The 16,110-nt window shown below is 41.9% G+C and carries 15 protein-coding genes; 14 read left to right on the forward strand and 1 reads right to left on the reverse strand.

From position 1 onward, the window contains the following. Positions 1-156 precede the first annotated feature (156 nt). Positions 157-432 (reverse strand): hypothetical protein, encoded by a 276-nt coding sequence (locus BLV33_RS27880; protein WP_253187293.1) that lies wholly within the window; start codon positions 430-432, stop codon positions 157-159. Between the two features lie 631 nt (positions 433-1,063). Here BLV33_RS27880 and BLV33_RS29595 point away from each other — a divergent pair. The 14 genes from BLV33_RS29595 to BLV33_RS27940 all read left to right on the forward strand — a co-directional run bounded on the left by BLV33_RS29595 (position 1,064) and on the right by BLV33_RS27940 (position 16,108). Beyond that, positions 1,064-2,731 (forward strand): hypothetical protein, encoded by a 1,668-nt coding sequence (locus BLV33_RS29595; RefSeq protein WP_090799612.1) that lies wholly within the window; start codon positions 1,064-1,066, stop codon positions 2,729-2,731. Further along, a complete protein-coding gene (locus BLV33_RS27890; protein WP_090799614.1) occupies positions 2,728-5,625 on the forward strand; it encodes a type IV secretory system conjugative DNA transfer family protein in 2,898 nt (965 codons plus the stop codon). The genes BLV33_RS29595 and BLV33_RS27890 overlap by 4 nt, the downstream gene beginning before the upstream one ends. A gap of 187 nt (positions 5,626-5,812) precedes the next feature. Further along, a complete protein-coding gene (locus BLV33_RS27895) occupies positions 5,813-6,751 on the forward strand; it encodes a S1 RNA-binding domain-containing protein (protein WP_090799615.1) in 939 nt (312 codons plus the stop codon). After that, the gene (locus BLV33_RS27900) at positions 6,726-7,676 is read left to right on the forward strand and encodes a hypothetical protein (protein WP_090799616.1); all 951 of its coding nucleotides are present in this window, start codon (positions 6,726-6,728) and stop codon (positions 7,674-7,676) included. Before BLV33_RS27895 ends, BLV33_RS27900 begins: the two co-directional genes overlap by 26 nt. A gap of 84 nt (positions 7,677-7,760) precedes the next feature. Then, the gene (locus tag BLV33_RS27905; protein WP_090799618.1) at positions 7,761-8,573 is read left to right on the forward strand and encodes a hypothetical protein; all 813 of its coding nucleotides are present in this window, start codon (positions 7,761-7,763) and stop codon (positions 8,571-8,573) included. A 5-nt stretch (positions 8,574-8,578) separates the two neighbouring features. After that, entirely contained in the window at positions 8,579-9,670 is a 1,092-nt protein-coding gene (locus BLV33_RS27910; protein WP_090799619.1) for a hypothetical protein, read from the forward strand. Between the two features lie 7 nt (positions 9,671-9,677). Beyond that, positions 9,678-11,150, forward strand: a complete 1,473-nt coding sequence (locus BLV33_RS27915; RefSeq protein ID WP_090799621.1) for an ATPase, T2SS/T4P/T4SS family — start codon at positions 9,678-9,680, stop codon at positions 11,148-11,150. Then, positions 11,150-12,208: a hypothetical protein gene (locus BLV33_RS27920; RefSeq protein ID WP_090799622.1), complete on the forward strand. Its 1,059-nt coding sequence runs from the start codon at positions 11,150-11,152 to the stop codon at positions 12,206-12,208. The genes BLV33_RS27915 and BLV33_RS27920 overlap by 1 nt, the downstream gene beginning before the upstream one ends. 14 nt (positions 12,209-12,222) lie before the next feature. Further along, positions 12,223-13,113, forward strand: a complete 891-nt coding sequence (locus tag BLV33_RS27925) for a hypothetical protein (RefSeq protein ID WP_090799624.1) — start codon at positions 12,223-12,225, stop codon at positions 13,111-13,113. A 21-nt stretch (positions 13,114-13,134) separates the two neighbouring features. Beyond that, entirely contained in the window at positions 13,135-13,296 is a 162-nt protein-coding gene (locus BLV33_RS29600) for a hypothetical protein (RefSeq protein ID WP_171909410.1), read from the forward strand. Between the two features lie 49 nt (positions 13,297-13,345). Further along, a complete protein-coding gene (locus BLV33_RS29605; protein WP_171909411.1) occupies positions 13,346-13,504 on the forward strand; it encodes a hypothetical protein in 159 nt (52 codons plus the stop codon). Positions 13,505-13,575: 71 nt separating this feature from the next. Further along, positions 13,576-13,965 carry a hypothetical protein gene (locus BLV33_RS27930; RefSeq protein WP_090799625.1) on the forward strand — a complete coding sequence of 130 codons (390 nt, stop codon included), beginning with the start codon at positions 13,576-13,578 and terminating at the stop codon, positions 13,963-13,965. Positions 13,966-14,000: 35 nt separating this feature from the next. Then, positions 14,001-14,528 (forward strand): hypothetical protein, encoded by a 528-nt coding sequence (locus BLV33_RS27935; protein WP_090799627.1) that lies wholly within the window; start codon positions 14,001-14,003, stop codon positions 14,526-14,528. A gap of 284 nt (positions 14,529-14,812) precedes the next feature. Next, positions 14,813-16,108, forward strand: a complete 1,296-nt coding sequence (locus BLV33_RS27940; protein ID WP_090799628.1) for an S-layer homology domain-containing protein — start codon at positions 14,813-14,815, stop codon at positions 16,106-16,108. Positions 16,109-16,110: the final 2 nt, after the last annotated feature.

Consider the following 16,110-nt stretch of genomic DNA (forward strand, 5'->3'; position numbering starts at 1 on the left):
AATAAGATGACTTTGGAGGCTGCTAGTTATGAAAAAATGTCGGGATTGCGGGTGCGTTTGTCGATGCGATCAAGAAACCTTTATTGAGCGTTGGGGATTGTGCGGCAAATGTTTCAAGGTTCATAAAAAATTGGGACCGTTAAAAAGAGTTCAGTATCAATAATCTAAAGTGCCGTCCTCCTTACGAAAAGGGATCACCCTAAATTCGTCTAAAGCTTGGTACTTTTTTTGAAAGTAACTGATCCATTCCGGATGATTTACCACTATTTTGATGATCTCTCCAGCTAATGCGGTTTTTGATATGTCGCAAGCTATTGATAGTCGTTTTAATTTACGGTGACTATCCGGATCTAGAGCTGGATTCACATTGGTTTTCTTATCATTCCTGGTCTTACGCTGCTGCATGTCTACTCCCGCTCTATTCTTTGCCATTAATATCGCCTCCATATTCGAATTACCTGACTAAATGTTTTAAACTTTTAAATCTTTAATCATTTAATATGCGAGTTGAGGAGGGGTTTAGAACAGGGGATTGGTTTAAAAAGGCCGAGCTATTGAGCATGAATGACCTCTCAAAATAATGAATTAATTTTGTTGATTTTCATCGAGTTTTATAAATTTGATAGAGCTCATTACTGTATGGTTCGATATTTAGATGCATGTTACGATTTCAGGATTCGTAATAATGAACCGTAACCATATTTGCGAATGATTTATATAGACAATTCGTAACGGCTTAATATGATAAATATCTGTAATCATGCAGGTAAGGATCACTTTCTACTACTTGCCGAAATAGACAATCTATCCACGCCTTTTTTTTCACGAATTTGCTTCGAAAGAAGTCCGACTAACTAGTGTGCATGACCCCTAAAAGTGGGTTCAATATATGCGCATTATCCACTCCCGATATATCATCTGGTAGGATCCTAAAATTCGTGTGCTATTTTCCCAATCGTTGGTGTATAATTTGGTCATATTCATACTGTGGAGCGGAAGACGCGATGTATGCCTTAATGGCAGGTCGCGTCTTTTTTTCGTTCATGGAGGAGGAAAATGTTTAGTGGCCGATTCTAAAATATTTACGAAAGATGATTTTAGTATGGAAGAGTATGATCCAAGCAATACGTTTCCAAGCTCCGACCATCTGGGAGGAAACGCGATGAATAATTATCATGAACATTTGGAGGATGAAATTAATGAAGAAGATCTGATTGATGAAAGTAATAGGATCAATAAGTTACCCGCTTCTGGTTCAAAGAAGCGTTGGGAGAAAGGTCAAACCAGCCGATTAAAGAGTAGCATTGGTGAGTTGCGGCTTATAAATATCACAATTAATAATCCGAATAAAATGATGATATTGCGCTGTCTGTATATGTCTCGATCACTCGACATTTTTCAGATTGCACGTGTAGCTGTTCCAGACATGAATATGAAGGCTCTCGGTAATATGATGTCATCACTCACGGGACAAAGATTAGTGAAACGTACATTATCTAAGGCACAGTGGAAAACCAAAGGTGATGAACAGAAATATCATTACAGCTTAGATTTAGAAGGCTTATATATCATCGCCTGCTATTACTTAGATGCTGAATGGTTTTATGATAATCGAGACATACCTAAGCAGCATTACTTCTTAGCAAACTTAAATATAGCTGACACACAACTTGTCCATCATTTTGAGATTCAAGATTTATTAACCAGGTTAATTCATAATCTGGCCATAAAGGGGATTAACTTTCCACATTGTGAATGGAGACGTTATCCCTTACAGGATCCACGGATTATATCTGAAAAATTTTCTGCCTATAAACCAGATTGGATTCTTTTCGAACCCAACAACTTTTATTCTGAAATGTTTCAAAAACAAAACACAGGAATGTGTCCCTTGCACACTCCGATCTTGTCCAGAGACGAAGATCAAAAGAAAACACTGAAGGATCACTATAAGATCATGCTTTCTCTGGAGTGCGATATGAAGACGGAGGACTCAAGAAAGCTTGAATACAAATTCGAGAGGTTCAAATATTCTCTTAGTTATCAACCAAATAACCTGGCCTTTTTTTCGGTTTTCGATAGACTGCTGCGTGATGAGCTCAAACCGCTAATAGATAAACGAAGCAAGAATCGTCTCCGAAATAACCGAATGAGCATGATTAAAGTAATGGGCGAGAACATGATTGCCGAACAAACGACTATCTTGCATGGGGATGAATATACCTGCCGAATTGCCTGTGAATTTTTCATTGAGCATGAAGGTAATATGAGGATGGGGTTTCCAACAAGTGAGGAGTTCGCCTCCTATGTAAACGCCGGCTCATATACGACAGATCACAGCTTGTCCTATTATTCACCCATTCAGCTAAAAGAAAAAAGAATCGGGCGCCCGCTTCCAGTTATCCCAGATGCAGCAGTAAGAGTGGAGCAATGGGGAAAGACAAAAGAAATGCATTTGATATTTTTTGCAAGACTTGGATGGGTAAATCCGATTGCGAAGGCAATTGAAATGCAAAAATGGATTAATGAAGGCGATGAAGGCAATGAAGTGAAAGTGGTATTGCTCTACCCAAACGCCTATGACATCGATAATGAAATTCATATGGAGGAGTTCCCGTTTTATTACGTCAATTGGGAGGAAGTAATGGATTTAGGGATATGGGGTCATTATAAGGTGCCGGAAAAGGTAAAGACCTCTAAAAATATGAGTTGGAAGGATGTGAAGCCATGAGTCATTTATTCCAAAAATGGATGGCTAGTTGGAACTGGAAGAAGTCTATTCCAACAGGGATCATCTGGATGATGTATCTTACTTTATTTTTAATTTTCGTTTCCGCTATGGGAATGATCATTGCCATGCTGCAGGGACGGTTTGACTTACCGAGAAGCGGGAAACTTATTCCCATTCTATGGCATCTCATGATATTTTACAGTCCTCCCTCCGGAAACCATTACTTCATGGTAGCGAGTACCGGCTTTCTTTCGATAGGGGCTTGGTTGTTCAGTACAAGAGTGAGCATGAGCACGAAAACACTGGGCAGACGAATGTTATTTTTTGCAGCAGCGGTAATCACATTTATGATCGTATTTGATGTTTTTGCAGCCAATTACTTGAAACCAATCACCTACGATAAGGTCATGTTACTGGATAATATGGTGAAGGGCGCATATCGCCAATATGTCGATCCCGGTGCTCTTCGGTTACTCGGAACCGCACTCATGATGATTCCAGGTTTTGTGTCAGTCTTATTCCTATTTTGGTTACATGGTGTATATCGGGAAGACAAAGTGGTTCAGGACTGGTTTGCCGATTATAAGTTCCAATGGAAAATGATCGGCCGCTTCGGTGAGGAAAACGCTATGAAGTTTCCTGATATTAACCTTGCGTTCGATGCCCTTTTAAGGGTTCCGATTGTGCTGCTTGGAGTCTCTCGGCAGCTGGGTACGCTATTAATAGGTCCGCCAGGCAGTGGTAAAACGTCACTGAAAATTACTAAGGCTGTACGGCAAGACCTTGCGCATATGCAGAAGATGATTAATGCATTCCCTATGCTCGTGGAGAAATATGGATTAGGCACGAAGCCATTTTTGAAGGAAATGGGTAAGCACCTCATTGGTACAGTGGTTATAGAACCGGCGAAAGATTTATGTGATAAGAGCTACCAATTAGCAAAAGATCATGGAATTCCGCAGCGAATGGTTGTTTATCTCGATCCATCGAATCATGCAACGCCGGGCATTAACTGTTTGATCGGGCCAATCGAACAAGTGGCAGAAACCATTACAGCTGTACTCGACGGTATGAGTGAAGTGAGTAATGAATTTTTTAGGCAGGCTTGCCGTACCGTACTGAAGCAGTACATTTATTTGCTCAAATTTGAAATGAAAAATGATTGTACGATTCTTGATTTAGACCATATGTATCAGGATCCCCGCTTCACAAAAGATATGGTGGAGATTGTCAGAAAAAAGATACCCGGTCAGGATGATATCGTGCGAATGCCCCAGGACATGCAGATTTACTGGATGCTGGTGAAACGCACGATCCGTTGGTTTGATAATGACGGCTTGGAGGAAGAAAGAGACCGGGATGGCATGCTGCTTAGATACGAAAGCGGTGAGCATAGGGGTGAGTTAAAAATCAAAGACAAGCAAGCGGAGTTTACCCGTCAGACGCGAAACCTTTTGGCTGACTTGATTACAAATCCGTACCTTGCCCGTATTCTTACGGGTCAAAATGCCGTTGATCTGGATAAATTGATGTCCAAGGGCGGCATATTGCTCTGTAATACAGATAATGGTTTGCTTGGCAACGTGTCGGATGCTTTTGGGAAACTGGTTCTGATGAGTGTACAGAATGCAGTGTTTCGTAGAAAAGGGGATGAGGATACACGCCCACTCGTATCCGTTTATGTCGATGAGTTTTATGATTACATGAATACGCCTTTCCTTAAATTGGCCGGACAGGGGCGAAAATATAAAGTTGCCTTCCTCGTTGCGTGCCAGTCCCTATCCCAGTTTAAATTTAAATTCGATGAAGCCTTTGTCGATGCGATGATTGGTACCATTCGGAATTACATAGTGTACGGCGGGGTAGGCCAGTACGATGCTAAAAAGCTGATGCCCATTTTCGGTACCCAAATTGTAGAAGAAGTTGAAATTAGGGAGAGCATTTCACCGGAGATGGGAAGTAATCCGTCTTATAGTTATGCTAATTCCGTCACTCGAGAGGAAAGGGAATTGGTATCTGAAGATGAGATCATGTTTAACAAATTCAAATTTAGTTATATCAGACTTGTGGTGGAAGGCAGCACGACAAAAGCAGTTAAAGCGGAAGGAGATTTCTTAGATTTCGGAAAAGCCGACGAATGGAAAAAGGCTCTTAATCCTGATGCCGTAAAAGCTTTCATGAAGTATTGGCAGGATGATAACGATTCAGTTTATACCTTTGATATGAATTGGATTGATAACTGGGGTGATATTATTAATCCGAGTGAGAACGAGATCTATACTTTAACAACTAGTGTGGATACCGCGGGCAAGCTTACGGAATTTGAAGAGATCAAAAAGACAGAGCAGCAGGATAGAGAAAGGTTTGCAAAACTAGAGGATATGGCCTTGCCACTTGTATACCCAGATTACATCCAATCTATGGAGAGAGAGGGGTTACCGGCTCCGAGAGCCTCGCAGATCGTGTATAGTCAGATGAAGCAACAAATCCCTGCTTCGTCATCTACAGTTCACAGTAAACAGGCAGCAGCACCAGGTGTGGCTACAAGAGCAACTGAATATCAGACCTCAAGGCCTAATACGGAAAAACAAGGAAGTGAGCAGAAAAAGCCGCTAAAACCCGCTTCAGAGGTGGTCAATTATTCTCATTTGTTTGGGAAAAAGCCACTAGCTCAGGAAACTGTTTATCAGGTACCCGATAGCCAGAAAAAGCAGGATCAAGAGATGGAGCATAAACAAGGCCATGTAGGAGCATCTCCGGAAACAGTTGGTGCAAATGCTCAGTTAACAAAAAACAAGCGCCGCATGGAACAATTGAAAGAGACATTTATTGATGTTAGCAAAAATAAGTTTTATAAACAGGTATTTGATGCCTCAAATAGAGAGGACAAATAACTATATGTCTCATAGTGTAAATTTTTGTATAAATTAATCTTGTCAGCTTCTCTTGATTTAGGTATAGTGTTTTTAATATCATATCTTGCTATTGAGCGATGAAGCGGAAGACGCACGCGACCTATTGGTTACGTGTGTCTTCCTTTTTTTATGCCTTCAACGACTCGAACATTTAAGGAGGTTTCACATGAGCAGCAGTAGTCACGCAGCTGTTTTAGAAATGCTACAGGAGTCCATGAGAAGGAAGTTTGTACAATTTGGGACGGTTGAGAATATTCGTCCAGTTAAGTTAGGCAAAGACACCACAGAGGAAATTATTCTGATTAACTTTAACGATGTGATTGTGTATTGCCGAAAAAATGAATTCGTGAACCGGGATTTATCGTCGTATAGCGGATTTTTGCAAACGCAAGTTCCTTTCATCGTTAAGAATATTACCTCAGACGGAAATGTGATCGTCAGTCGCAAAGAGGCGATACCGATCGTCAGTAAGAACTTTATACGAACTGTGAATGTGGATGACATTGTGACCGGATTTGTTACAGGTGTCACTGAGAACAATCTTGTATTTGTAGACGTTAAAGGCGTGCCTTGTCTAATTCCGCCAACAGAGTGGGATAGTGTAAGGACGACCAATCTGCGGGATTTTTTGAAAATCGGTACGGAGCTTGATTTAAAGGTATTAACGATTGAAGAAATGAACCCCAAAAGCGAAGAAGAAACCGATAAGGAAGTGCAGGAGTCATCCAAAAAGACATCTGAATTCGGATTTCGTGTACGTCTCTCCCGTAAGGCGATCCTCAATGAAGAAATGGTTAAAATGTGGGATCGTATTGAGGATTATTACTCACGTGGTGACACGACGGTTGCACGGATTATCGGTTTCGGTCAAGGACATAACAGTTACTTCTTGGAATTACCAAAGGGCCTGATTATCATGGGGAATCTGCAGCAAAATCTGAAACGCCAATATGGTGGAAGTTTGCCAGCTGGTCTAAAGGTGCACGTTGAGATTGTTTCCATGGATAAAGAAAGCCGACGCGGAAAGGCAAGAATCTTTAAACTCGATCCTACGCTACAAGCATCCTTGCGTAGAACGTATGCGCTCAACTCTTACACCTCCTGATGTTGAACCTATTCGCGTATGGAAGTCATTAGATGGCAGTGTCCCGATATTCGATGATCCTACACTGCGCATCAAAATGCTCCCGTGGCGGAGTCGTCCGGAAACCAATTTGGAGGTTACGATTTTCCGCGTCGAAACCGGACAGATTACGGAAAGCGATGTAGAAGTGGCCGTTACACTCGCCAAAATGAAGGTACTGACTGAAAAGCAAATTCGAGTTCTCTACCAAGATAAATTTGAAAAAGCTCATAAGCTGGCTTCACGATTGCGGTTTTTGCAGCAAATCGGTTGGTTCGACGGGTGGTATATGGAAAGTGATTATAATGGACGTGAATATGTGTGGAGCATAGGGATTGCGGCGAGAAATTACTTAGGGTTTGTCATGGGCATGAAGGACCTTCCCAATCCCATCAGCTTAGCACAAAACATTCCGCATTACCTTACCATTTGTGCCGTCAATGAGCTGCGGATTCAGCTGCTGCAAAAGGGGATTATCAAGGAGGAGGATTTTATACTTTATCCTCACTTGGCACCAAATGAAGAGAACCCCCTTGCTCTGGTGAAGATGAATACGCCGATGGGTTCGGTAGTGATGTACGTTGAACGCCTGCAGCAGACAAAAAAGCCCCTGCGGTTCATGAAATACAAATTAAATCAATATGCGGACTGGATTGCTCGGGTGGGACATCTTCCGAGCCCCTTTCCTTCGGATATCCCGCCTATAATGCTGTGGAGCTGCGGGACTGAACAAGCAGTCAGAGAGATTGTCGGATCGCTCAACCGCTTACCGGAAGAAATGATTCATCTGTTCTTGATCGATGAACATATGCATGATGCGAAGCAGGCTTTCTTCATTGCTGAGAAGGGTGAAGAGGCAGGTAGGGTCACTTTAAAGCAGTTTGTGTTTGATTTTTTTGAAGACTAATTCCTTTCGTCTCACTTTAGACGGGTCGAGCGCTGATGACCGTCTAAAGTGAGACGATTTTGGGAATTCAGGAGGAAGACGATTATGCGTGTAAGAGTCACAGTGCTGTTTATCTTCGCATTTATTATGTTCTTTGCCGGCATAGGGATGTTTGGAATCCTTTATGTGAAAGGACAGGACTTGCTGCCAAAGACCATTGTATATGAGCCTAAAGGTGCAGCTAAGATAGATAAATTCACGGAAATCACACCGGAAAAATTCGATGCTTTGTTCGCGCCGAAGGAGATATTACAGGCTTCCGTTAATCCAACCATGATTACAATATCTCGTAAACATGAGGTTATGAATAAGGTGATGACGCAGACGCTTCACCAGGGCGATTATCTTTCGATTAATTACATTGGTGACGCCATGTTAACACCAAAAGAAGGAGAAAAAGAATATCCGATTCCATCTTCTTGGTGGGAAGTACTCGATTGGACCGGAAGAAATGGGGATATTGGTGAAGTTTGGTTATTTCCTACGGATAAACTGAAACAAAATTTGGCGTATAAGACTTCAGGTACCGGAGCAACATCGACAACGTCGACAATTGGGGGAAGCGGGTCAAACGGCGGCACTACACAGCTAAATGGGCAGTCTAATGTTAATGCCATTGAGGTACCCGATACAAAGGCTCGGCCACTCTCGAAACCCGTTTTTGAGAAGGTGCGGCTGCGGTACGTTATGGATTCCTCTAATAAAGCTGTAACCAACGTTAAAGGGGTAGACGATCGCTCAGAAGGAACGGGAAAGCCAAGTGATGCAAAAATATATTTGAAGCCAGAGCAATATGCCGTATTGAAGACAGCCGTACAAGAGGGTTACAAACTTATCTATGCTGCAGATCAGGAGTGATGAAAATGAAAGCTGTTGTTATTGGAAATACAAGCCGACTGGCTCCCATCATCCAAAACATTAAAGATATGCAAAATACGAAGTATGTATATGCACTTTCCGAGCGAATTGAATTCGATGTGTTGATTCTGGATCACACCTCGCTTCAAGTGCTCGAGTACGCGATGACGGAATACCCCCATTCGCGGATATTTTATGTTTACGGGGTACGCCGTGGTCTTGACACGGACTATGAGCAGGCAAAGGAAACGTGTGAATTAAAAGGAGCCGCTTTTCTTGTCGACCGAACCGATTCACAAATTCAAGAAGATATTGCGCGAGCTGTTTTTCCCGAACGTTTTCAGGTTCAGCGCCAAACGGCTGTAGCTTTTGTTTCCTGTCACCGTAGATCGGGCACCTCTAAAATTGTGGATTCGATTGCCCAGCAGCTGACAGAGAAGACGAATGCACATATCGGGATCATTCGCCTCAATCCGTATGACTTTAATTCAAAGCAAGAAGGTATGTTTCAGCTGTACCGTGAGTATGAATCAGGCGGTCTTACCGCTGAGCGTGTTCGTGAGATTGCTTCTGAGAACGACAGAATTTATGAAATCACCGGGAACCCTCATTTGGAATATGCCCGTACCTTCATTCCGAACCGAATGGAACAAATCATTGGAATTGTTCAGCATGCGTTTGATGTTACATTACTAGACGTGAGTCCTTACTGGGATAATTCCTATACGCTTGTGGCTTTAAAGGCAATACAACGCAAATACATGGTGGCAACAAGCAAAACAGAAGAAATGAATGAGTTTTATGGGGTTACACCTCATTTACTGCACCAATTTGATATCGATCTGCGTAAGTCGTCCTTTATTATGAACTTTGAAGGACAGGGATCAGAGACGAAAATGAATATCGCGACCTACCTGAATTCAGCGAATGTCGCAAGTGTGCCTTATATAGCGCTTGCAGCTCAAAACTCAAAGCATTACAAAACGGGCCTTACCAAGTTAGTGGATTTGCTAATTGCTGACTACAATTTGCCGCTTCAAGAGCAGAAAGCCGAAAAGTCAGGATTCCTGAAATCTTTACGTTTAGGAACGGGGTGAAATTGAAGTGTCTGTTTTAGAAGAAAAGCTAAATGTTAGGTTATATAAAGAGATTCCAGTCAGCTCACTTATGGATTATACAAAGGAAAACACAAAAAGACCGGAATCTTCTGCTCAGCAGGCTTACTCGCTTGCCGCGTTCGACCATACGATGGAGATCATGAGCAAATTCTTTGATGGCCGGCTTGAAAATGCGAAAAGCGATGATGAAAAGAAAGCGTACCTGCTTCAGCAGCACCGAGCGACCATTGGTCATCCGGAAAATGTGGAAGCAATCAAAACCATTATTAAGCAGCAGATTGACCAATTGAAGCTGCATGATACCCAGCATCCATCCGTTTACCAAAATCTCGTTGATGCCCTCTTTCATGAAATATGGGGTCTTGGCGTTGTGAGCGTATGGCTCGAACGTCACCGTTCGATAGGCAAATGCAGGGTAAATGGGACGGAAGTAAAATACAAAAAGGTTGGAGAGAAGCATCGAACGCATGAACAATACCGGAATATCAAAGACGTGTACCGGTTAATTGAGAACCTTATGCGTAATGATGAAAACGAAGTCATGAGTCGGGATAAGCAGTATTCCGAACTTCAATTGTATGATGGTACCCGAGTTGTCATTACGCAGCCGCCTCTATCCAAATGGCCGACAATTGTATTTCGGCGCAGTACGGTTAATCATTTCACTTTGCTCGAGCAAGCAAAGCTTAATACCATCCCGGCGCTAGCGATCCCGATTTACCGAATGCTTGGACGCTGCGGTACTAAATGCATCGCCACAGGAGAGCCGGGAACAGGGAAGTCTACACTTGTACTTTCGCTTTTTGCAGAAACGGAGACGGATAAGATCACAGTTCTTGCGGAGAATGCGTGGGAACTTAACCTGAAAGCCCACTTTCCAGATCGAGATATTACCGAATTTGTAGGCGATGATAAAACCATGGTTTCCGTTGTATTTCCAAGAACATTACGGCAGGATCCGGGGCAGTATGTCATTGGTGAGGTTCGTGAGGTTGAAGCAAGCATGTACAAGGAAGCATGTGCCAATACAACAGGCTTTGTTATAACAACCATGCATGAGAAGGATTCAACGAACGTACCGGGGACGCTAGCGCGGAAAGAGATACGCTGGGTTAGCGGTATGAATTACCGAATTGCTCTGACGGATTATGCGAATCACATCGATTTTGTTTTCGTTATGGAGCTGGGTGAAGATCAGACAACGCTTCGTAATGTCGAAATTTCGGAAATCGTTTTTAATGCTTTAACACTGACGGTAACGAGTCGGCGCTTGATGTGGTTTGACGGACAGGACTGGTTATTTAATGACAATATCGATCCTCGTTTGAAAAATCGGATGCGTCGTAAAAACCGTGAAAGTTTTGATGAGGGCATGAAAGCACTGAAAAATCTCGCTGAGTTACATCCAATTCCTTCGGAGGAACTTGAGATTTCCCTTCAATGGGGAGGGAATGAATAATGAATGTGATTTCCAATATTATGTATTTCATCAGCTATTACTGGATCCCAATTTCCATGATTTTAATTCTCTTTGGTGGGATTAGCGGCGGTATTCTAATTTTTTTGCAGGCTTCCCAGATGCTAGCCAAGCAGCACGAAATTGACTCGCGTTTTTATGATAACCCTGCCTTTAATGCAAAGGGAAAAACCGAGGATTACTTTAAAGATTCTTGGTACCGAGTTCTCGCACTTGATTTGAATGCATTGGTGATACTCACTCCTATCATGACACGGCTACTCATTTACGTTTTATTATCAATCAGTGTGATTCTGGGTATTGGAACAGGCATATGGGTCGAGCAGAATTACTTTAATTCTGGGCGCAATCCTCTTCCTTTTGGTCAACTCAGTTATATCGTTCCTATTATTATCGGACTTGGGGTTATGACTATACCTTTTTTACTTTTGCGAGCGGTTGTGCAGCGGCGCCGAGCAAAGCTTAGCCATCAATTTTTGGGATATGTGGAAGAGTTCGAACGAAAATACCTACAGAAATTTGACGTATATCCAGCCCTTATAGATTTAACGGACGTTCTGCAAACGGGAACATTCAAAAGCATGACATTTCGTGTTGTACAGGCTATGCAGCGTAAGCAAGAATCAAAGTTACATTTTGAACTAGAGGTATTTGAACACCAGATCGGATCTATCTTCGCGACAACGTTTTTCATTATGTTCCGTGAATCTTATGGATTGGTACAAAACTCCTCGGGGAGAAGGGAATCGAAGAAGATATCTGAGGGTCTGCGCAGTCTAATTGAGCAAATGCATGGTTATCTGCGCGTAAGTCATGAGGATAAACCGAAGAAGCGGGAGATCGTACAAGTTGGTTTCTTTGCATTTCCCCTTCTATATGGAGCCCATTATTTCGGTATTAAGATGATGGGGGCCGCGGGAGCAAAGAAATTTATGTTTGATTCCCCATTAGGTTCGACCATGTTTGTGGGTGGGATATTTTTTGGCTTTATGGCGATCGTGGTCAATTTAATTATTTCACGTAGGAAATTCGATTTGTAAGGGGTTGAATGTGAATGTCGGTTTTCAATACTCATTTGTATGACATCATCTTATGGACCGCATTCTCGCTAATTCTACTGGCATCGGTCTCCATGATACTTTCAATTGGAAAGGGGCAGCGGATTGTTGCTGTCAATGAAATGAGGATATATGTACAGCTTGAGGCCAAGGAACGCTTAAGCAGCTGGCAGAAGCTTTATGCTAATGAGGACGAAAGTACACTTGTTCGGAGTATGGGATTGCGAGTAAACGCCGCAAAAATAAAGGTATTCCGAGACATGATCAGTGGTGTTTTCTTGATGCTGATTATGCTCAGATGGTTAACGAACAATGGATCCCTATTATTTGGTCTTGTGGCGCTTTTGGTGCTTTACAGCAGTTTATGGCCGAGCACGAAGAACTTTACCGTTTTCTCTAACATTATTGCTCCAACTTTTCAGAAATTGCGTCGATATCGGGTAACACGAGAGACTCACGTACTTTTACAGCTTCTTCGCAATGAGGTGCAGGAAAGTTCTCAAAGAAGCGTGCTGTCCCTTATGCAGAAATATCAAGGTTATTTTAAAATCATTAACTCAGATTTAATCCTTCTTGAACATGAATGGCGCCACGGGAAGGACATCGCGCTTATCCATCTGCAGCAAAGGCATCCTGTTAATGAGGAGATAGCCTATCTAGCTTCAATGATTCGAGATATGGACAGTGTACCCTACGCTGAGCTCTCTAAGATGTTAAGGGAAAACTCCGAGACTTTAAACAAGAAACAGCAGTCCAGCTATGAGGCAAGAGAGAATGATTTGAATCAGATTCTCTTTATGGTGAATATAGCCGGAACCGGCTTAGCCGTACTATGGTTTGTGATTGCCATGTTTTTATGGTCTTATTCCTTTGATATAAATTACTAATTCGAAAGAGGTGTTTTTAGGATGAGCTGGACATGGCAAAAGGTATTAGGTTTTGGCATTACTGCTTTTTTAGTGGCAACACTCATATTTGCAGCAGGGACAGGTTTGGTTCCAAAAACAAATGATGCGCAGCAAAAAGCGAACTCCCGTGTCGATACGGTTGTTGGCGGATATGCCCCTTAAGGAAACTCGATTGATCGCATTCAATAACTAAAAAGGAGCTGTTCATACAATGAGTTGGACATGGCAGAAAGTATTAGGTTTCGGAATTACTGCTTTCCTGGTAGCTACTTTAATCTTTGCAACAACATCCGGTTTGGCGCCAAAGACCTCCGATGCCAAGGATAAAGCAACCACAAGGGTTGATAGTGTAGTAAATTCCTATAAGTAAGTTAGGGCCACGTAAAAGGGAGGGCGGGATTACCCTGCCCTTTTCCATTTCTTTTCGATTGGGGGTATATGATGAGTTTTACTTTTAAAATGATTCTTTATTTGTTAATTACCACTTTCATGATGATTGCTCTCATTTTAAATCACGCAGATAGCAAAAACGCAATGTATATTGAGATGGAAGCAAGCGAAGCTATATTAAAGGCGCCTCCAGCTGGCTACATAACCAATGCTCTTCAACAGAAGATAAAAGACAACCTAGTTGCAGTACGAGGGATGAACGCCTCGGCTATTACCATTGAGGGTGATGTCAATATAACGCAACGTAAAGCAATAGGGCAGGTTAATGAAGACATTCTACTAAAAATTAAATACCCTCGTCAGCTATATATCTTTTTTGGAAGTATGATTAACAGTGAGTATACAGCTTATCGCACTATCAAAACCGAGTATGCTCCTTAGAATGTATTACGAACCAGTGGAACGGGTGATTACTCATGAATATGGTTTTTCGAATCATCATAACATCCATTATTTTTGCTCTTTTTCTGCAATATGAGACCTTTGATAGAATCATGTTGACTGGTGAAATGAGGTCATACTCTGCAACTATCGACGCATGTCATGATGCAGCTGTACCTCTCGTAACCGAGATGGCAGAGGGACGCATCGTTTTTGATGAAACCAAGGGACTAACTAATTTTAAGCACGCACTGAGAAGTACATTGATGCTAAATTCTGATCTTTCGCCTAAAGAAAACTCTATATTTGCCGCGCCGATTAAAATCGTTGGTATGATTTTTGTTGGCGATGATAAAGTCCCTAAAGATATCTATGGGTTTGCGATTTACCCTTATGTGTTTCAACAAAATGTTGTGTATCGCGGGCAAACTATCACTGTGAAAGAAACCTTATACGGACCGAGTGTAATTGGAATAATTGAAGTTGCATACAGGGTAAAAGGGGAACCCGTTACCATCAAGCAAGCGATTTATCGATATAAGGACAAGTCGATTAAAAAATGAAAATTCTGGTTGTCATAATTTGTATAACCATGCTAAAATAAGCGGGTAAATAACTAGTTTTTTTGAGTTTGACCTCGAAGGTATAAACCCTATGGGTGGCATGTGGCAGTAGGAAGAATTGCGTCATTTTGTTGCATTCCATGGTCTCAAATTGCATAGATGGGTTAATTAATTGATTAGGGCGAAAGACGCGGGGATCACTTCCTTTCGTCTTTTTTATTTTCCCTAATACGAGGTAAGGCAAGGTAATTCATTAAAAAAACAATAAGGAGGATAATCATTATATGATCAAACAAACGTTATTTTCTATCCTTGCTTTTTCTGTCTTCATGGTTGGATGCGAAGCCCAAAATATTAGTGCCACTGGTACCCTTGTAGTTACGTCTACGAAGGCCAATGTTAACCTTTCTGATATATCCAACCATTGGGCATCGGATGCTATTAATAAAGCAGTTCAAAAGGGGTACGTAGACGGTTATGAGGATGCAACATTCCGTCCGGAGTTAAATGTAAGCCGCGCTGAGTTTTTGAAAATGGCCATTACAGCCATGAAGCTTCCGATTACGGGTGATACAACGGGATCTGAGTGGTACAAGCCCTATATAGCAGCTGCTACGGATAAGGGAATTCTACGACCTACTGATTTTCCTTCAGCTGATATTAGCAAGCCCATAACTCGACTCGAAATGGCACGGATATCAGTTAGATCTACAGATGACAAACTCCAAGACAAAGACGCACAAATCGAGGATAAATTGCTAATGTACAATGCTGCTAAAGCGGGCCTGATTCAAGGGTTGTCCTATGGAGAGCTTGCCCCTGAAAAGTCTACAACACGCGCCCAATCGGTTACGATCATCGAGAGGATCTTAACGGTAAATGGGGGAGGCAAGCTGGAGGTTGATAAGTACGCCTTATCAAATGCGGAAATAGCTTGGCATAAGACGAATATTGTAACGGTGCTGCCACGTTATTTCTCCAATGGGATCGGGGAATACACAAACAATAACTTTAAGGCTGAAAACATGTATTTTAGTGCGGACAACGGAAATTTCATCAACGAAACTATGAAACTGGTTGTTGTCGATATGTCCGACCCTACTGATCCGAATAGAGGATTAGTTCCATCTGATCTTAAATGGTGGGGCTCTGATAGAAAATACAGATCGATTCCAAGCAATTCCTATGTGATCTTGGGAATAAACCATATTAAGGTTAGTAAAAAATATGGGATTTCTCCTGCCTATCAATTCGGTGAATTTACACCTGGGCATATCGTTCCGAAAAATGTAGATTTGAATGCTGCTTATGCGAAGGATCCGGACACTCTTCTAGATTTGGAAGTTGCAGATTCAGTGTCAAAAGTTGGTGATAGAGCCATTGAGATCAATTATCCTGGACACGAATTTAATGACTTAAGAGAGCAGGATTACACAACAGCATTCGTGCTCCCAAAAGGGGATTTGTTTGCTGAAAATGTTGATCAAATCTTCGTTATTAATTATTACCCTTCTAGTGATTTTAATGGCAAACCTGTTCGACTCTTTGAATCTAAGCTAGACCCTAACATACATCAATAGGG

Origin of the sequence: Paenibacillus sp. GP183, from assembly GCF_900104695.1 — a bacterium.
Taxonomy (GTDB): Bacteria; Bacillota; Bacilli; order Paenibacillales; family NBRC-103111; genus Paenibacillus_AI.